This window comes from Bacillus cereus group sp. BcHK124 (assembly GCF_027712065.1).
GTDB classification, from domain to species: Bacteria; Bacillota; Bacilli; order Bacillales; family Bacillaceae_G; genus Bacillus_A; species Bacillus_A pacificus.
The window spans coordinates 1-16872 of sequence record NZ_JAQFPJ010000035.1 but is presented as its reverse complement, the minus strand read 5'-3'; the positions used below and the strand labels follow the sequence as shown (position 1 = coordinate 16872).

Here is a 16872-nt window from a genome sequence, read left to right as displayed (position 1 = left end):
TTTACCATTCACGTTTTTTATTTATCATCATTTTTTCCTCAAACGCCTTCTCTAAATCAATTTCTAACTTGTTTGCTAAATCACATACATTCCAAATTACATCAAACATTTCTAAACCGATTTCTCTTTTTGCATCTTGTATTTTATCGCGCTTTAATATAACTTCCGCTAATTCCCCTAATTCCGCCATTGCATACATTGTACGCTCTTCAATTGTTGTATCTTGAAATCCTTTTTCTTCACTGAAATTTGATACATATCTCTGGAATTCCACAATATTCATACTTAATCCCCCTTCATGATACATACTCCATTTTCTATTACACTTATATTTTGTTAAATTATAACATTCATACTATAATTGATTTATAGCCCTTTAACGGAGGTGTTCTCAATGACTCTCTTCGCTTCCCCATCATTATTCATACTAGCAATCATTTCATTTGCACTAGCTTATTTCATCGGAGTAAAACAATACACTTGGCTCTTATCAGGATTCAATGAACGCCGCGTGCTTGATAAAGTGAAGTTATCAAAAATAGTTGGTCTTTATAATTTAACTGCTGGTGTTATCGCCACAATTAGTAGCGTCTTCCTTACCCCTAATGTAAAAATCGTATTTCCCATCATTATAATTGGCCACGTTATAATCGCTGCTTATGTAAATACACGCATGGTCCAATAAAAAAGACCATCCAAACGGATGATCTTTTTTATAATTTATCAACATATTGCTTCGCTTCTAGTAAAGAAAACCCAAAAACTTCTCTTACTCTCTTAACTGCTGTAACTGTTTTTCCTTCCTCCATAAGCTGGCGTAACTCTTTATTAATTTCAGGTTCTCTATCTACAATTCCCATTTCTTTCGTAATTAGCTGTAATCTATCTTCCATCCTCTTTAAACGCGCATCCGTTTTCTTTTCAATTTTATTTAATTTTTCAACGATATAAATAAACCCAAAGATCGCTATCGGTATGATCATCCAAAACTCCATGACTATCCCTCCTCATTAGCTTTCATTTGTTTTATTTCACTAACTTATTTAAATTTTACCATTATAAACATTTAATGTATAATAGTATTATACAACATTGTTGATAAACCTTTTATTTCAGGGGGACACTTTATGAAAAGATTTTTAAATACGCTACTACAATTTGTAGTTCTTTCAATTGCACTACATGTATTATTTGATATCGTTGGCTGGCTTGTTTTCAAAGCGCCAATTCAAAACAAACAAATCATTATTTCCTTACTAACAACCTCATGGCTTATGTACATGTACCGAGACAAATTTTTTAAAACATTCACTTCGAATTAACGAAAAAACTTCATCGATAAAAGATGAAGTTTTTTCTTTTTCTCCCCATTTACTACTGTATAATAGAACTAACATTCTGTCTTTTTAAGAAAGGAGTCACTATGAACTTAAAAAGTAACAATATATACGAGAAAATGAAACAATATTCCGTTGCAGGTTTAAGCCTTGCCGTTATACGTGATGGTAAACTAGATGAAACAACTGTATTCGGAACACTTGAAACTGGAACAAATAAAACTGTCACTACGAATTCTATATTCAATTCTTGCTCAATTAGTAAATTCATCACTACAATGCTCGTACTAACGTTATTAGAACAAGAAATTGTGCATTTAGATGAAGACGTAAATGATAGACTCACATCTTGGAATATTCCTACCAATCTATTTACCTCACAGAAAAAAGTCACGTTGCGAAATTTATTAAGTCACCAATCTGGAATCATTGATCCTCCTAATAGCTTTAAACATTATACACTAGCTCAAGGGCAACCAAGCATGTCTAAACTCCTTGCCGGTAAAACACCATATTGCTCCGTACCGATAGAAATAACTTATAAACCGGAAAGTGAATTTCACTACTCTGATGCAAACTTTTGTATTATCGAACTACTACTTGAAGATATAACTGGAAAATCATTTAACCTTTTACTAGAAGAATATATATTTCAACCACTGCAAATGAAGAATAGTACCATCTTCTCTCCTGAAGACATAGATAAAACCGATGCTTTTGCTTGCGGGCATAATAAAGATGGCACCGTTACAAATGAGAAGTATCCATTCTATCCATTCGCAGCTGCTTCAGGTATTTGGACAACACCAACTGACTTATCAACTTTATTAATTGAAATCATTCATTCCTTACAAGGAAAGGGTAAACTAAAACTTTCTCAAAAATTAATACAAGATATGCTTTCTCTTCAAGGTTGCTCAAAATGGACTGGACTAGGTGTTTTTCTAGATGATTCTAACGAAGACTTACAAATGTATTCACTTGGGTGGGGCGTTGGATTTCAATGTATGATGGTAAGCTACCCATACCGAGGGAATGGCGCTATTATAATGACGAACGCTGACTTAGGTGTTCATCAAATGGAAGGGATTATTGGTAAGGTTATCGAAGGGTTAGATTTAATATAAGTAGTTCCATTAAAATGTATATTATCCTTAAAAAGGAATAGGGAGCCCACTATTCCTTTTCTAAATTTGTATAATAAATTATTTTCTCCTCAATTTTCCTTAAATGTTTGTGCAATTGCTCCATATGATCTAAAACATTTTCTTTATGATTTTCTAGCAATATCCGCCTTTCTGTAGCAGTAATATCTCCCATAACACGAAGATTTGAAAACTCTATCATTTCCTGTATGGACATCCCCGTTTCTCTTAATCTAATAAGAAATTCAATCCACGCTAAATCTACCTCACAATATACACGATACCCTGATTCATTACGCTTAATATTTTTAAGTAAGCCTATTTTCTCATAATAGCGTAATGTATGCGTACTTAAATTTGTTAATTCTGCTATTTGTTGAATAGTATACATTTTATCCATATCTCAATTATACACTTATAAAAAATTCCAACAAATTTTTTACAACCCCATTGCTTTAGAGCGCACTCAAAGGTATACACTTCATTTATAAACATTAAATCTTAAAACAGGAGATGAAACTATGAACAATGAAAGATACGAAAATGGTTGGGACACATTAAAAAATATCGATGGAAACGCTGGGACACAGGTTATTGAATCCTTACAAGATATCGCTCCTGATCTCGGAAAATATATAGTAGAGTTTGCATTTGGTGATATTTATTCCAGAGGTACATTAGATTTAAAACAAAGACAACTTGTAACAATTTCTTCTTTAACATCACAAGGTGGATGTGAACCACAACTTACTGTTCATATTAACGCCGCTTTAAATGTAGGCTTATCAACTAATGAAATTGTTGAATCTATTATTCACTGTGTTCCTTATACGGGATTTCCACGTGCCTTAAATGCTATTTTTGTCGCAAAACAAGTCTTTCAGAGTAGAAATCTGCAAGTAAATTAAAAAACAAGCTGGTACACCCAGCTTGTTTTTTTTATATAACATTTTTCGCAACAATTTTTATATGTTCTGGTGCAATAATCTCCGTTATACTTTCTTGGAAATCTTCCTGCAACATTTCTTCAATATGTTCTAACTGCACTTCAACGTGTGTGCATTCTAGAGTATGTATGTTCAATAGTGCATAATGATCTTTTTTCTTAATTACTAAATATTGATTTTCCTCTGTCACAAGTACAGAACCTAATCGGACTCCTAGTAGGCGTTGATCATCAAATTTCATAATAACTTCTCCTTCCCTCATATAAATGTAATTACCATTTGAATAATTACATTTACGGAAATGCATCTCATGTAAAATATACCATAATCTACTAAAATATAAATATGATTTTTTCTTTTAATAAAAATCCCTGTTCTTTTATATATTTCGATACAAAAAACTTTCTCAACATAAAATTAGAATTTTCAGTTTTTATTCTCGTGAAAATCTATTATAATAAAGTTAATAAATGTTTGACCTCTCCTAATTCATGTACATATGGATGATCAGTAGTCGCTGCTACTGATCTATTTTTTGATTTCAGAAAGCAAATACGTCGCATCCTTTCCTACACCACAAATAAGTGCAGAGCCCCTTTGAGATTGCCACGATAAACCGATGTAATATAATCCTCTTACTGGACTTATTCCCTTTACATGGCTAGGAAATCCTTTCTCATTCACTGCCTTTTCTATTTCAATCCATTTTATTTTTATATAATTCAATATCTAATCAAAATAAAAAAAGCAGTTTACTATAAAGTAAACTCCCCTTCATTCTATCTTCCCAGTCTTTAGCGCCTGTGCCCAATCATACCTTTCCTGTTGAACAGCCAATCCAGCTGCTTCTTCCCAATTATAAGAAACTGAAATTTGTTCAATTATCCATTCTCCCGAAACTTTTTCTATCACTACATATTTTGCATGCGGAGTTCCTGATTCCATTTTATGCACAATGGGTAATTCATCTTTGTACGCTGGAAGTCCTACACTCCCTGGATTTATTATGATTTTTCCATTTGCTAAATAAACAACTCTAGGAATATGTGTATGACCACATACTATTATTTTTTGTTCTATATTTTGGAGTTGATCCATTATATTTTTTTCACTCTTTAATACTGCACCATTCTCGTCCATCTCTTCTAGTAAATACACCTCATCTGAAGTTGGCGTACCATGACAAAATAAAATATCGTCTACAATATATTGTGAAGGATGGTGTTGTAACCAATCTATATGATTTTCTGTTAATTGATTTTGGACAAAAGTTAGTGTAGCAGACTGCCCTTGTATAGGTTCCCAAAGCATGCGATCACAGTTACCCTTAATATGTATCATCTCGTTCTTCATCAATATTTCAATTGTCCCTAAAGGATCTAACGGCCCATACAGACTATCCCCTAAGTTTATTATCATTTCAGCCTTGCGATGTTTAATATCTTCTAATACTGCTTTTAATGCATGACTGTTCCCATGAACATCTGAAATTATAGCTATTTTCATCTAAATCCCCACTTTACTATATTATTTATAAACATCTGCCGCCAATTCTCTCAAAACATCCACATTCACTACTTCAAAGCATCCATCGTTCTTTTTTATAATCTCTTTATCACAAAAAATATTTAATGTGCGCAATAAATGCCGATAACTTGTCCCTAACAATTCCGCTGTTTCCGTTAAATTCCCACTAAATACAATTCGATTCCCATGCTGCACAGCTCGTTCTCCCGCTGCTAACATGTAACTCGCAAGTCTATTTTCAAGAGGATATAGTAAATTAATTGTACTATTTTTTGAAAGTCGGTTTAATTTATGAGCTAACGATCCACAAATACATCGTAAAAATTTCGCATCATGAAATAGTTGATTTCTCACTTTTCCTAAAGGCAAACCAACACAATATGAATCTGCCATCACTTGCACATTGGAAGCAGTCTTTTGAGAGTGTATTAATTCTACATCTCCTAGTAACTGCAAACTATCATAAAAACATAACAATACAGATTTCCCATTACTTAATGTATTAAACGCTTTCGCTTTTCCTTCCACAAAAAAATATAAATAATCTATCTCCTCATTCTCCCTACAAATAAACTCATTCTTTTTAAAAAATATAAGTTCCATATACGGTTTCATATCATTACTAAAAAAGGAGTCAATGTTATTTTGTTTCATATACTCTGCTAATTTAATTGAATTACATATTTTCTTCATAGTCCCCCACCTTTACGACTCATCCCCATTGTAATCAAAATTTTCTTCCTCCACTATGACATATGTCATAGTAATACACAATTTCAGCATGATACAGTCATTACAAATATGAAATACAAAGGGGATATTACATTGTATAACTTTCTTTCTGTCTTTATTGGTGTGCTCATCGCCGTTATGCTTCCATTGAATGGGATTTTATCTGAGTTAATTGGCAAGTATACAGCAAGTGTTGTCATTCACTTTGTCGGTTTAATTGCAGTTATTTTCGTTTTAATCATAAACAAACATAAAATCCATTTTGATAAAAGTATTCCGCTTTTTTTATATAGCGCTGGAGCGATTGGAGTATTCACTGTTCTTTTTAACAATATAAGCTTCTCGGTCCTTGGTGCCTCTATTACGATCGCATTAAGTTTACTCGGTCAATCCATTGCTTCCATCGTTATTGATCATTTCGGTTTATTAGGAATGAAAGTTGCTAAATTTGAAAAGAAAAAACTAATTGGATTATGTTTCATCTCTTCTGGAATTATAATCATGACAATTTATTAATGGGGGCAAGAAAATGTTATATATTACGATCGCTATTTTAGCTGGTGTTTCTATCGTTGTTGCTAGAATTATTAACGCGAATTTAGCAAAGAAAATTGGGAATTGGGAAGGCACGTTTTTTAATTATATTACTGGCTTATTTTTCTCTATGTTATTTTTAATTTTCAGTTCAGATTCAATGTATATTCCAATGCATACGTTACAATCCATACCTATCGCTGTATATTTAGGCGGATTAGTAGGGGTTATCGTTATTTCATTATCGAACTATATCACTCCTAAAATATCAGCATTTTATTTAACGTTACTCATCTTTATCGGACAGTTATTTGCAGGGACTATCATTGATTTCTTCCTGACAAATGAACTCTCAACTGGAAAGATTATCGGCGGTGTTTTCGTATTAATTGGGCTTACTTACAATTTACTCGTTGATCGCCCTCTTAAAACTGTTAAGAATAGCCACGTTCAACTATAATACTTTACGCTTACCTATCATATATTAATAGAAAAGCTCTTCATACGAAGTAATAGAGAGGAGAATATTCTATTAAGAAAATTATTTTACTGCTTTGTAGCACATTAATTATTTGTGGAATCGTATGGTTTATAAACTCTGGAAAATCTATTCAAGATCTCTATACAGCAAATAAGCCCAAGAAAAAAGCTACTATTATTTCCACTCAAAGGGATCCAAATGAGCCCCCTGTCTTTTTAGGAAAACAGGAAATAAAAGATATACATGTCGAATCCATTAAAACAAAAAAGGATCTCTTCCTCACAAAAACAGATGAATTAAAAACGTTTATTAATAGTATGGATACCGCAAAAAAAGGAAAATTAACATTAGATGAAGAAGGATCAGATTTAATAGATTGTGATATGTGGATTACTTTCGAAGATGGAACTTATAAAAAATATTTCATATGGGTAGTTGATCATCACAATAACGAAGTGATGATTGCTCAGCAAGATACTCCTGATGATGTAAACCTAACGTACTATCAATTAAATGAAGATAGTTCCAAAAAAGTTTATAACTTATTTAAAAAAATTATTTAAACGAAAAAGTCATGAGCACGTGAGCTCATGACTTTTTGCACTATACATATTCAGGAAACACTTTACAATCCTTTTCCTGTTCTATATCATGTCCAAAGAAAATAATTGGTTTTTCTTTTGTCACAACTTCTTTTAAACGTTTAATTGAAGATAAAGCTAATTCCGAATCAAATCCCGCAAACGGCACTTCATCTTCAAAATTCTCTTTCGTATAAGATGCATCAATCGTTAATAATACAGGACCGTTTTTTTCCGTCTCAATTAATAATGACTGATGTCCTGGAGAATGTCCTGGTGTATACAATAACCGAACACCAGGTACCACTTCATAATCACCTTCAATAATTTTGTAGTTTAAATTTGGCAGTATACACTCTTTCAAATATTCCTCTCTATACTGTGCCGCCTCATATTCAGCACGTTGTATAATGATTGGCGTATTCAAAAAAGCACCATTTCCTCCTGCATGATCAAAATGCAAGTGCGAACTAATAATATATAGGAGATCATCTGGCTCATACCCTGCACGTTTTAAAATAGTTACAATTCTATCTTCTTCAGTCATTTTCGGTAAAATCTGTCCTTCTGCAAATGTACCGTTAAAAAGCCCTTCATTATTAACTGCACTTTCTGGCATACCTGTGTCTACTAAAATAGGACCTTCTTCCGTCTCCAAAAGATAACACCAAACCGGCAAGTTTAATAGTTTTCCCGGTGTTAACGCACTGTTAACAGACGAATGATCCAACATACAACGACCTGCTGGGATGAAATAAAGTTTCTTTACTGTCATTATGTATCCACCTTTACATTTAGTTTTGGATAAAGTTCACAGTAAAAAATTCCCCCTGCTAGAAATAAACTCCTTCCCTTCCTTCACTGTTTCAGCTATTATTTTTGATTCATTCACAAATTCTCCTTACATTGTTAATTACTATTCATTATTTTCCTAAAAACCAAGCGTAATAAAACAACTGTTTGTATTTTGAAATATACAAAGGATGCACACTTAACCGAATGTTACATAAAAAAACGACTACCTACATGTTGAGAAAAGGAGTCGTTTTTTTATTTATCCCGCATTAACGGGCAGCCTGATTGGTGAGGGCTGATAATCAGTGGGGGATGCCCCCAGTTGCACTTTATTATTGCTCTTTATGTGTGGCGAGCTGAGATGATAAAAGGTAATATGCTATTGTTTTTCCACTGTAATATTTCCGTTATGTGTATTTAATTTAATTACATTTTCTCCTTTTCCAATAACAGTATTTCCATTATATTTATCAAGGATATTCGCTCTACCATTATCAACAGCAACATTAAATTGAACATTAGTTGGTTCTTTTTCAGTTTCAATATTAATTTTTCCATTGTGAGTCGTAAAATTGAGATTTCGATCCAGTTCATTCGTTTTCAGAGTAAGACTTCCATTTTTAGTTTGCCCCTCTATTTCACCTTCAACATGGTCTAGCATTATTCGTCCGTTGTTCGATTTCACATGAATATTTTGTGCCAATACATCTTTGAAATCCATAATTCCATTGTTTGTTTCCGCGATAATTTTTGGCGAATTGATTTCTCTTAATTCAACACGTCCATTGCTTGTATTGATATTAAAATTTGTTGCGTTTAGTTTTTTAGCAGAAACATAGCCATTATTATTGGAAACTTTTAATGATTCATATTGTTTTTCAGGTAGATACACATTTAATGTTAATGGCGCCCACACTTCAGAAATATTAAAGTTGAACCAACTCTGTTGTTTTTCTTTATAAGAAATAAGAAGCGTTGAATCTTTCTCATCCGTAGCTAATGTTCTTTTTACGTTTGGATTAACCTCACCATCTAATTTTACTTTCACGTTACTACCTGTTGTAGGGTTGATGTTAACACGAACATTATTCGTATCGATAATGACGCTTGACACATTATTATTAATGACCTTTTCTTCTGAAATTGGTACCGCATCAATTGAACGATAAGTGAATAAACTTCCGATAATACCAATAATGAAAATAATACCTGCAATGATTGAGAAACTCTTCTTATTTATCATGCTTCAAACCACCTTTTACTAGTGCTATATTGAACTTTAAATAACGAACAAATCCTTTCGTTGCTAGCTTCGTTAAAAATAACATAGCAATAACAATGAAATATCCAAGTCCACAAAGTGCTAAAGAAACGAAAAGATTAAATAACAAGAATGTATTTGGATGTATAATCGTATCAACTAAAACAAGTAATGGTGCACCTAAAAATGAGATACCTAGAACCCAACCTGAAAAAATCAATGCCGCTAATGTAATTGCAGGTGCAAGTACGATTAACAAATTGAAAAAACCTAATCCAATTACTGCCCAAATTGCACGAAAAACATTTCCTGTTGTTGCACTTGTTGTTACTTTCTCAATATGATAATCTGCTAATAACTCTTTGGCGATTTGAGCTGGAAAACCTAATGAAGCTACAATTTCTTCTTCACTTTTCCCTTCCTCTAATCCGAAAGTAAAATGTTCTTCATAATCTTTTAAAATATCTGCACGCTCTTTTTCAGATAACCTTTTTAGAGATGCATTTAATTGTTGTAAAAATTCATTTTTCGTCATTACTTACACCTTCTTTTATTAATTGATTGACACCTTGTGAGAACTCATTCCATTCCCTCAAAAGTTGGTACAAATACGTTCTACCTTTATCCGTCAGCGTATAATACTTCCTTGAAGGACCTTCTGAAGACTCCTGTAAATACGTTGTAAAATATTCTTCTTTAGTTAATCTACGCAGTAGAGGATAAACAGACCCTTCTGATATTTCAATTCGATTGGAAATACTTCGAACTAATTCATACCCATAACGGTCTTGCTTATCAAGTAAGACAAGAACACAAAGTTCTAAAACTCCTTTTTTAAATTGTACATTCAATATTCATTCACCCTATTCTAATTGATGTTCACTACTATTTATTATCCAGTACTGTTTTATAATAAGTAACCACAAGTATAATATAACACTTGGTATTGTTCATTGCAAGGTACACTGGAAAAATAAGTATAACTTTCATCCGACGCCTATAAAATCAAAACGATGGCGGATCCTCTCCAGTTACACGGTACTACATGATGCTGAAACAGGCCTTTTACAAAATAGAAAGGACTTAACTTTTTTACATAATGACACTCCACCTACTATAATAAAAGAGTAAATGACTCTTACTTTAATGGAGGGAATACAAATGAAAGCAATTGGTTTACATGAATACTTACCTATTGAAGAAGAAAACAGTTTAATTGATCTAGAAGTTGAAAAACCTGTTGCCACAGGAAGAGATATACTCGTTAAAATTAACGCTATTTCCGTTAACCCAGTTGATACAAAAGTCCGCTCTCCGAAAGATAAAAAAGAAGATGTAGCGAAAATACTTGGCTGGGATGCTAGTGGTGTTGTCGTGCAAACTGGCGAAAGTTGTACGTTATTTAAAGAAGGCGATGAAGTGTTTTACGCTGGAAGCATTACGAGACAAGGTACATATAGTGAATACCACCTCGTTGATGAAAGAATCGTTGGTAAAAAACCAAAAACGTTAAGTGATGCTGAATCTGCAGCACTTCCGTTAACAGCTATTACAGCTTGGGAAGGTTTATTCGAACGTTTAGGTATTGATTATAATAAGAAAGATACGAACTCCTTTAAAAACATTTTAATTATAGGCGGTGCTGGTGGTGTAGGTTCAATTGCCATTCAACTTGCGAAATGGGCCGGACTAAATGTTATCACAACTGCATCCCGCAATGAAACGATACACTGGGTTGAGAAATTTGGTGCTGATTATATCATTAACCATCACCAACCTTTACAAGAACAAATAGTAGAGTTTGGGCTAAAAGATGTAGATTATATTTTCTGCTTAAACAATACAGATCAGCATTGGCAAGCAATATGCGACCTCATTAAACCACAAGGAAAAATATGCTCTATCGTAGAAAATGAACACCCTCTTGAGATGGGCATTTTAAAAAGTAAAAGTGCTACATTCGTTTGGGAGTTTATGTTTACAAAAGCGATGTATGAAACTGGAGACATGATCACGCAGCACGAACTATTAAATAAAGTAAGCGAACTACTAGATGAAGGCATTTTAAAGACTACTTTAAATGAAACATTCACACCAATTAACGCTGAAAATGTAAAGAAAGCACATGCACTGCTTGAAAGCGGCAATACAATTGGAAAAATCGTTTTAGAAAAGTTTTAATAACAAAAAGTCCGATTTCCAAATGAGAAATCGGACTTTTTTACTATCTTTATTTACTTGAAATCTCTTGATCATTTGGAACATCTAACGGAGGTCGTTTCCCTATGCCGAAAGCATAGAAACTAATTGTTACGATAGCTAAGAAAACAATACCTACAACTAGTGAAATACGCGTATCATCGTTAAACCACATTCCGATTAATACCATAATTAAAAAGGCAATCGTCAAATAGTTTGTAACAGGAGCAAATGGCATTTTGAACGGATGATCTTTCATCTCTGCTCCTTTTTCTTTTCTAAAATTAATTTGACTAATTAAAATGACAAACCATGGTACCATACCAGGAAGTACACTCGCACTATATACATATACGAATAAATTTTTCGGTGCGATATAACTTAATACAACACCGACCGCTAAACCGATAATTACGCCAACTGTTCCGAATAAAGGCACACCATTTCCAGAAAGTTTCGTAAAATATTTCGGTGCTTGTCCATTTACACCTAACGTATATAGCATACGACCAGCACTATAAATACCACTATTACAACCAGACATTGCTGCTGTAATAACAACGAAGTTAATAAGTCCAGCTGCTGCCGTAATACCAACCTTCGCAAAAGTTGCCACGAACGGGCTACCAATTGTACTTAATTGATCCCACGGATACACAGTTACAATAACGAAAATAGCACCGATGTAGAAAATTAAAATACGCCAAATTGTACTTTGAATCGCTCTTGTAAGTGTCTTCTTCGGATCCTTCGCTTCACCAGCAGTAATACCGATTAATTCCACTCCTTGATACGCTCCAACTACAAGTGATAATGCAAAGAAGAATCCCGAAAAACCACCTGTAAAGAAACCACCATTTGACCAAAGATTTGATATACCAATCGCTTCTCCGCCGTTACCAATTCCAAAGAAAATAAGTCCAAATCCCGCAATAATCATTAATAAAATCGTAACGATTTTAATCATCGCAAACCAAAATTCAAATTCACCAAATGACTTAACAGAAATTAAGTTAGCTGCACCAAGAATAACCATTGCAATTACACCTGGTATCCAAGCTGGTAAATCTGGGAACCAATATTGCATATACGCCCCAACCGCGATAATCTCTGACATCCCAACGATAACCCACTGGAACCAGTTACTCCACGCTGTCATATAACCAGCTAACGGGTGAATATACTTATGACCGAACGTTGCAAATGACCCTGTACTTGGCTCCATATACAACATTTCTCCCATGGCACGCATGATGAAGAAGATAAAAATACCTGCAATTGCATAAGCAAGCATAACCGACGGACCTGTCCATTTAATCGTGCTGGCTGACCCCATAAACAAACCAACACCAATTGTTCCGCCTAAAGCAATCATTTGAATATGACGTGCTTCTAAACCTCTTTTCAATTCTTTGTTTGCCACTTCACTTCCCCCTCTTAGGTGATTCATAGCCGCATTTTAAAACAAGATGCTTTCCCCTAATTCTTTTCGGCCCTGAAAATGATGAAGCAAACGTCATTTTACACTAGCTTTAAAGCTATCCTAAAATCGTTTTTTTTGCTTCTTATAAAATTCTCAAAACCTTTCATCTTCCAATATTCTATAAATCTTAAAATTACTTACCTTATATTAATTCATTAATCTGAAAAATTCAATTATTTTTTTAATAAATTAATATGCATAATTACGTTTAAATTTTAACTGAATTAACAATAAAATACATCTATTCAATATGATTCCGGTATGTATATTATTACAGTATAAATAACCGAAGAGAGTATTTCTTCCTCGGTTTCATACTGTATGTACTTTAATATCTATATCTGATAACGTCATTTCCATTTCTACTAGCATTTTCAAATTTTATTTTCGCGATTTCTGAACGCTCCGTTAACATCCCACCCAAAAATATAATATATCAGTAAAATTACATACCATATACATCCTTCGCGCAGACTTCCTTATCAAAACGAACAAATTTACTCTGTACTTCCATTCCAGCCGTTTCATATACACGAGGTGCACCTGTAATATTTTCAGAATCTACATTTAGATGGACCTTTGAAATCCCTTCTTCGTATAATTGACCGAATGTATGATGTAACAGCGCTAATCCCAATCCTTGTTTCCGCTTCGAACGCCTTACACCTAAGTGAGTAATTTCAGCTTTATCGTCAGCACCCTTTTTACTAAAGATAAAACCTACTACTTCATCATCAAGCATCGCCAGTGACCATAATGTTGGATGAAACCCCTCTCTATCAGTACGCTGTAAAAACTCTTCTAACGTAGAAGGTTGCGAATTCCAGTGGTCTGCGAAGGCTTCATTAAAAGCTTGATGTAACCTCTCATCATCCACACTAGGTATGTAATGTCGCACTGTAACACCATTTGGCCATAGTGGTGTTTGCACATTTGAGTTCAATTCAATCCCCATCCCCCACCATATACGCGTGGGAATAAAACCACCTTCTCTTAACACTTCTTCCTCATAGAAATTATTTGCTTGTGTTATAATCGTGCCATTCAAGCAAGACGAGTTACTAACAAGATCCGTAGCACGCCCTTCAAGCTTTGACCATATTACTTGTTCAATGCCTTGATTCATATAATTAGGATGAATAAGTACAGCAGATGGAAACTGTCTTTCATTCCCCGTCAAAATTCCATAAGCGATTATTTCTTCTTCATTCATAACAATATAAGAGCTTTTACTAATATCAATACCTTTCCATGAATTAGTAATATCCTCTATCGTTGTATCAATTTCACCATAAATAGCTTCATCATAAATTGTACATAGCTTTAAAATTTGTTGTAGATCTTCTTGTGAAGTTGCTTTAACATTTAGTTTGTTTGCTAAGTTCCACATACATTCCACCTCATTTTAATTAAAAATTCGAATCTTATCGCAAAAAACATTTCACAATACTACTATTTTATGAAAAATATTATTCCGGCCAAAACAATCAACAATACACCCGAAAGTGGAAAACTCTTTTTTTCAGCTTTTATCTTCTCCTCAATAATATCTTTAATTTCCCCTTTCATATCATCTGGACCTTTTTTAAATAGAATATTCGTAGTATGCAATGGTCTATTAAGTATTCTAATTTTAGTAGGCGTTCCTGATAAATATATGTTATTTTTATCCAAAGTAAATTCTATGTTTGCTTCAGTAAGTCCTTCTTTCACTAATATATTCACTCGGCTAGACGGTAAATTAAATACTGTATAATCATTAAAAGCTAGCCCTCTAATATCGAAATGTGAGTATACGAGAACTAAAGTTATAAACAACAAAACTAGTACAACTATTGTTTTCACTAGTGAAAGTTGATTTAACGTATAAGAAGATGTTGTCATATAAGCATAAAAAAATGCCATTAAATTACAAAGATAGTGGTTTACAATGAAAGTTTTTCTTACAACTATAATAAGTCCGGAAATGGTTAGTAGAGCACATACTAGATTCATTAATATTTGACCTCCTCTAAAATCTATAACTATACAATTTTGTTATATTTTAACACCAATTACATATTCATACCTATAATCATTTTCATAAAATATAAAAGAGTCTCATTAAAAAATGAGACTCTTTTACCATTTCATATTTAAATCATTTTTGAAGTTTGTTTACCTAAAATAAACACTTTAGTAAACACCATCATGATAACTACTATAGCTAGAAAATAAAGTGGCATCACTAGTAACGAACCCGTATGCAGCTGACTCATTCCCCAAATTGTCATCGTTACAATTACATAGTACCCTAAGCTAAACAATGCACCTGCTGTACCAATGACATCTTGAAAATCTACTAACGCTAAACTTAAACAATTAGGTAATGCTACTCCAATCCCTAATAACAATATAAACATCGCTATTAAAAATACAACCATATATATTACATTCGGATTTGATCCAACAAACGTAATAACAGATAAAAGGATAGCTCCCCCTGTCATTACAAGACTACCAATATATATAATCTTCTCTGGTTTATATGTGGCAAGCAATCGTTTTGAAACTTTCGCTCCAATAATAGAAGCGGAAGCAACAACAATTCCTAAAAACCCATACATACTAGGCGATAACTGAAAGTATTCAATAAAGATAAACGGCGCTTCTGCATAATAGCTAAATAAAACACCATTCGCTCCTCCAATTAATAGCCCATATGTTACTACTTTTGGATTTGTAATCAACCGTTTTAAAACAGAAAACACATTTATTTTATTCGTTACTGAGTCCGTTTTTGTTTCCGGAAGAGAAACAAACGTATGCAGAAAAATCCCGATACTCATAACTACTAAACTAAAAAACACCATTTTAAATCCAAACATTTGATCAAGAAAGCCACCAATTAACGGTCCTATCGCCGGTGTAAAAGCAATAACTGCCGAAATTTGAGCAAACATAACGTGGCGCTTATGCCGATACGATAAACTTAACTAAATCTATACAATTCAATCAAATTTACACAAGTTAGTGCTTCATCGTGTTCTCGCAACCCCGAAGGGACGAGGGGTATAACACTCCACACGAGGCAGTATCGTTACCTCCTATTATCAAGCATTTATTTTACCCATCTTGATAAATTTATCGCAGCATTTACATCCCGATCGTGATAGCTATTGCATGAAGCACAACACCACTCACGTATTTTTAAACTCCACTGTCCTTCTGGTTGAACTGAATGGTCGTATTTTACGCCGCAACATGAGCAAATCTTGCTTGAGGCGAACCATTTATCAGCTTTTACATACGCAATGCCATACTTCTCGCACTTGTATGATAAACATTGAAAGAAGAAGTATAATTTTTGAGAGGAAAATGCTTTCGATAGTTTTTTGTTTTTTAACAGGTTTGAGATAGATAAGTCTTCCACAACAATTCTCATTGGTTTGGTTTTCACCAATTTAGCTGTTGCTTGATGGATATGGTTATTTCGGATATTCATAATTTTCCTAGATAACCGCAGGTGCTCGATTTTTGCTTTTTCATATCCAGCAGATTGAATTTTCACACCTTTTTTAAATCTCCTAGACATATCTCTTTGCGCTGACTTTTTCCTTTTCAAAAGTTTTTTAACCTTGGCGTCTTTGTTTATATTTCGTTCTTTCGTACCATTAGAAGCTACAAACAGCTCTTTTAAACCAACATCCACACCGATTGACTCATTGGTTAGTTCTTGTGATTCAAAGTCTTCTTGGAACCCCACACTAATCCACCAGTGACGACCATCAAATGTAACTCTTGGATTGGATGGTTTTTTATTTCTTGGTAGTTGTTGGCTTGTTTTCACTTCTCCAATAGACTGAATATG

22 protein-coding genes and 1 pseudogene are annotated in these 16872 nt (G+C 33.5%); 8 read left to right on the top strand and 15 right to left on the bottom strand.

The genetic code is table 11. The annotated features are described in order from the left end of the window. Position 1: 1 nt before the first annotated feature. Positions 2-283, bottom strand: a complete 282-nt coding sequence (locus PDK19_RS26145; RefSeq protein WP_001028123.1) for a MazG nucleotide pyrophosphohydrolase domain-containing protein — start codon at positions 281-283, stop codon at positions 2-4. A gap of 111 nt (positions 284-394) precedes the next feature. On the opposite strand from PDK19_RS26145, the gene PDK19_RS26140 reads away from it, so the two are divergent. Next, positions 395-685, top strand: coding sequence for a DUF3784 domain-containing protein (locus PDK19_RS26140; protein WP_049113603.1), 291 nt, complete (start codon positions 395-397; stop codon positions 683-685). A 28-nt stretch (positions 686-713) separates the two neighbouring features. Here PDK19_RS26140 and PDK19_RS26135 read toward each other — a convergent pair whose 3' ends face one another. After that, entirely contained in the window at positions 714-995 is a 282-nt protein-coding gene (locus tag PDK19_RS26135; RefSeq protein ID WP_000397702.1) for a hypothetical protein, read from the bottom strand. A 132-nt stretch (positions 996-1127) separates the two neighbouring features. Between PDK19_RS26135 and PDK19_RS26130 the strand changes: the two genes are divergently transcribed. Together PDK19_RS26130 and PDK19_RS26125 are read left to right on the top strand one after the other, a co-directional pair. Beyond that, positions 1128-1322 carry a hypothetical protein gene (locus tag PDK19_RS26130; RefSeq protein WP_049113605.1) on the top strand — a complete coding sequence of 65 codons (195 nt, stop codon included), beginning with the start codon at positions 1128-1130 and terminating at the stop codon, positions 1320-1322. Positions 1323-1423: 101 nt separating this feature from the next. Further along, positions 1424-2464, top strand: a complete 1041-nt coding sequence (locus PDK19_RS26125) for a serine hydrolase domain-containing protein (protein WP_049113607.1) — start codon at positions 1424-1426, stop codon at positions 2462-2464. Positions 2465-2513: 49 nt separating this feature from the next. On the opposite strand, the gene PDK19_RS26120 is transcribed toward PDK19_RS26125, so the two are convergent. Beyond that, the gene (locus PDK19_RS26120; RefSeq protein WP_049113608.1) at positions 2514-2882 is read right to left on the bottom strand and encodes a MerR family transcriptional regulator; all 369 of its coding nucleotides are present in this window, start codon (positions 2880-2882) and stop codon (positions 2514-2516) included. Positions 2883-3003: 121 nt separating this feature from the next. On the opposite strand from PDK19_RS26120, the gene PDK19_RS26115 reads away from it, so the two are divergent. Then, positions 3004-3390 (top strand): carboxymuconolactone decarboxylase family protein, encoded by a 387-nt coding sequence (locus tag PDK19_RS26115; RefSeq protein WP_001058541.1) that lies wholly within the window; start codon positions 3004-3006, stop codon positions 3388-3390. A gap of 31 nt (positions 3391-3421) precedes the next feature. On the opposite strand, the gene PDK19_RS26110 is transcribed toward PDK19_RS26115, so the two are convergent. The 3 genes from PDK19_RS26110 to PDK19_RS26100 form a co-directional block, all read right to left on the bottom strand. Then, on the bottom strand, positions 3422-3670 hold the full coding sequence (locus PDK19_RS26110) for a hypothetical protein (RefSeq protein ID WP_000666952.1): 249 nt from the start codon (positions 3668-3670) through the stop codon (positions 3422-3424). A gap of 533 nt (positions 3671-4203) precedes the next feature. Further along, entirely contained in the window at positions 4204-4935 is a 732-nt protein-coding gene (locus PDK19_RS26105; protein ID WP_000684256.1) for a metallophosphoesterase family protein, read from the bottom strand. Positions 4936-4956: 21 nt separating this feature from the next. Further along, positions 4957-5649, bottom strand: coding sequence for a cyclic nucleotide-binding domain-containing protein (locus PDK19_RS26100; protein ID WP_000717650.1), 693 nt, complete (start codon positions 5647-5649; stop codon positions 4957-4959). A 108-nt stretch (positions 5650-5757) separates the two neighbouring features. On the opposite strand from PDK19_RS26100, the gene PDK19_RS26095 reads away from it, so the two are divergent. The 3 genes from PDK19_RS26095 to PDK19_RS26085 all read left to right on the top strand — a co-directional run bounded on the left by PDK19_RS26095 (position 5758) and on the right by PDK19_RS26085 (position 7266). After that, on the top strand, positions 5758-6204 hold the full coding sequence (locus PDK19_RS26095; RefSeq protein WP_029141168.1) for a DMT family transporter: 447 nt from the start codon (positions 5758-5760) through the stop codon (positions 6202-6204). A gap of 13 nt (positions 6205-6217) precedes the next feature. After that, positions 6218-6682: a DMT family transporter gene (locus PDK19_RS26090; RefSeq protein ID WP_000965818.1), complete on the top strand. Its 465-nt coding sequence runs from the start codon at positions 6218-6220 to the stop codon at positions 6680-6682. An 89-nt stretch (positions 6683-6771) separates the two neighbouring features. Further along, a complete protein-coding gene (locus tag PDK19_RS26085; protein WP_049111103.1) occupies positions 6772-7266 on the top strand; it encodes a hypothetical protein in 495 nt (164 codons plus the stop codon). Between the two features lie 40 nt (positions 7267-7306). Here PDK19_RS26085 and aiiA read toward each other — a convergent pair whose 3' ends face one another. From aiiA to PDK19_RS26065, 4 genes are all read right to left on the bottom strand, one after another. After that, positions 7307-8059 carry a quorum-quenching N-acyl homoserine lactonase AiiA gene (gene aiiA, locus PDK19_RS26080; RefSeq protein ID WP_000216576.1) on the bottom strand — a complete coding sequence of 251 codons (753 nt, stop codon included), beginning with the start codon at positions 8057-8059 and terminating at the stop codon, positions 7307-7309. A 399-nt stretch (positions 8060-8458) separates the two neighbouring features. Next, complete coding sequence (locus PDK19_RS26075; RefSeq protein ID WP_000608747.1) at positions 8459-9322, bottom strand: DUF4097 family beta strand repeat-containing protein; 864 nt, start codon at positions 9320-9322, stop codon at positions 8459-8461. Further along, a complete protein-coding gene (locus PDK19_RS26070) occupies positions 9312-9875 on the bottom strand; it encodes an HAAS signaling domain-containing protein (RefSeq protein ID WP_000164534.1) in 564 nt (187 codons plus the stop codon). The genes PDK19_RS26075 and PDK19_RS26070 overlap by 11 nt, the downstream gene beginning before the upstream one ends. Beyond that, entirely contained in the window at positions 9862-10191 is a 330-nt protein-coding gene (locus tag PDK19_RS26065) for a PadR family transcriptional regulator (protein WP_001102641.1), read from the bottom strand. The genes PDK19_RS26070 and PDK19_RS26065 overlap by 14 nt, the downstream gene beginning before the upstream one ends. A 310-nt stretch (positions 10192-10501) precedes the next feature. Here PDK19_RS26065 and PDK19_RS26060 point away from each other — a divergent pair, with 310 nt between their 5' ends. Further along, positions 10502-11521 carry a zinc-binding alcohol dehydrogenase family protein gene (locus PDK19_RS26060; RefSeq protein ID WP_000643761.1) on the top strand — a complete coding sequence of 340 codons (1020 nt, stop codon included), beginning with the start codon at positions 10502-10504 and terminating at the stop codon, positions 11519-11521. A 49-nt stretch (positions 11522-11570) separates the two neighbouring features. Here PDK19_RS26060 and PDK19_RS26055 read toward each other — a convergent pair whose 3' ends face one another. The 5 genes and pseudogenes from PDK19_RS26055 to PDK19_RS26035 all read right to left on the bottom strand — a co-directional run. Further along, the gene (locus PDK19_RS26055; protein WP_001284422.1) at positions 11571-12962 is read right to left on the bottom strand and encodes an amino acid permease; all 1392 of its coding nucleotides are present in this window, start codon (positions 12960-12962) and stop codon (positions 11571-11573) included. Positions 12963-13467: 505 nt separating this feature from the next. Further along, complete coding sequence (locus PDK19_RS26050) at positions 13468-14412, bottom strand: GNAT family N-acetyltransferase (RefSeq protein WP_000267280.1); 945 nt, start codon at positions 14410-14412, stop codon at positions 13468-13470. Between the two features lie 62 nt (positions 14413-14474). Then, a complete protein-coding gene (locus PDK19_RS26045; RefSeq protein ID WP_270708190.1) occupies positions 14475-15023 on the bottom strand; it encodes a hypothetical protein in 549 nt (182 codons plus the stop codon). A 134-nt stretch (positions 15024-15157) separates the two neighbouring features. Beyond that, positions 15158-15979 (bottom strand): annotated as a pseudogene (locus tag PDK19_RS26040) (MFS transporter); the annotation flags it as partial. Positions 15980-16122: 143 nt separating this feature from the next. Then, a partial coding sequence (locus PDK19_RS26035) for an RNA-guided endonuclease InsQ/TnpB family protein (protein ID WP_270708188.1) occupies positions 16123-16872 on the bottom strand: 750 nt, incomplete at its 5' end.

Excerpts from the sequence above, each read along its gene's own strand:
- PDK19_RS26145 (WP_001028123.1), bottom strand. The coding sequence starts at position 283 with ATGAATATTGTGGAATTCCAGAGATATGTATCAAATTTCAGTGAAGAA.
- PDK19_RS26140 (WP_049113603.1), top strand. The coding sequence starts at position 395 with ATGACTCTCTTCGCTTCCCCATCATTATTCATACTAGCAATCATTTCA.
- PDK19_RS26135 (WP_000397702.1), bottom strand. The coding sequence starts at position 995 with ATGGAGTTTTGGATGATCATACCGATAGCGATCTTTGGGTTTATTTAT.
- PDK19_RS26130 (WP_049113605.1), top strand. The coding sequence starts at position 1,128 with ATGAAAAGATTTTTAAATACGCTACTACAATTTGTAGTTCTTTCAATT.
- PDK19_RS26125 (WP_049113607.1), top strand. The coding sequence starts at position 1,424 with ATGAACTTAAAAAGTAACAATATATACGAGAAAATGAAACAATATTCC.
- PDK19_RS26120 (WP_049113608.1), bottom strand. The coding sequence starts at position 2,882 with ATGGATAAAATGTATACTATTCAACAAATAGCAGAATTAACAAATTTA.
- PDK19_RS26115 (WP_001058541.1), top strand. The coding sequence starts at position 3,004 with ATGAACAATGAAAGATACGAAAATGGTTGGGACACATTAAAAAATATC.
- PDK19_RS26110 (WP_000666952.1), bottom strand. The coding sequence starts at position 3,670 with ATGAAATTTGATGATCAACGCCTACTAGGAGTCCGATTAGGTTCTGTA.
- PDK19_RS26105 (WP_000684256.1), bottom strand. The coding sequence starts at position 4,935 with ATGAAAATAGCTATAATTTCAGATGTTCATGGGAACAGTCATGCATTA.
- PDK19_RS26100 (WP_000717650.1), bottom strand. The coding sequence starts at position 5,649 with ATGAAGAAAATATGTAATTCAATTAAATTAGCAGAGTATATGAAACAA.
- PDK19_RS26095 (WP_029141168.1), top strand. The coding sequence starts at position 5,758 with ATGAAATACAAAGGGGATATTACATTGTATAACTTTCTTTCTGTCTTT.
- PDK19_RS26090 (WP_000965818.1), top strand. The coding sequence starts at position 6,218 with ATGTTATATATTACGATCGCTATTTTAGCTGGTGTTTCTATCGTTGTT.
- aiiA (WP_000216576.1), bottom strand. The coding sequence starts at position 8,059 with ATGACAGTAAAGAAACTTTATTTCATCCCAGCAGGTCGTTGTATGTTG.
- PDK19_RS26075 (WP_000608747.1), bottom strand. The coding sequence starts at position 9,322 with ATGATAAATAAGAAGAGTTTCTCAATCATTGCAGGTATTATTTTCATT.
- PDK19_RS26070 (WP_000164534.1), bottom strand. The coding sequence starts at position 9,875 with ATGACGAAAAATGAATTTTTACAACAATTAAATGCATCTCTAAAAAGG.
- PDK19_RS26060 (WP_000643761.1), top strand. The coding sequence starts at position 10,502 with ATGAAAGCAATTGGTTTACATGAATACTTACCTATTGAAGAAGAAAAC.
- PDK19_RS26050 (WP_000267280.1), bottom strand. The coding sequence starts at position 14,412 with ATGTGGAACTTAGCAAACAAACTAAATGTTAAAGCAACTTCACAAGAA.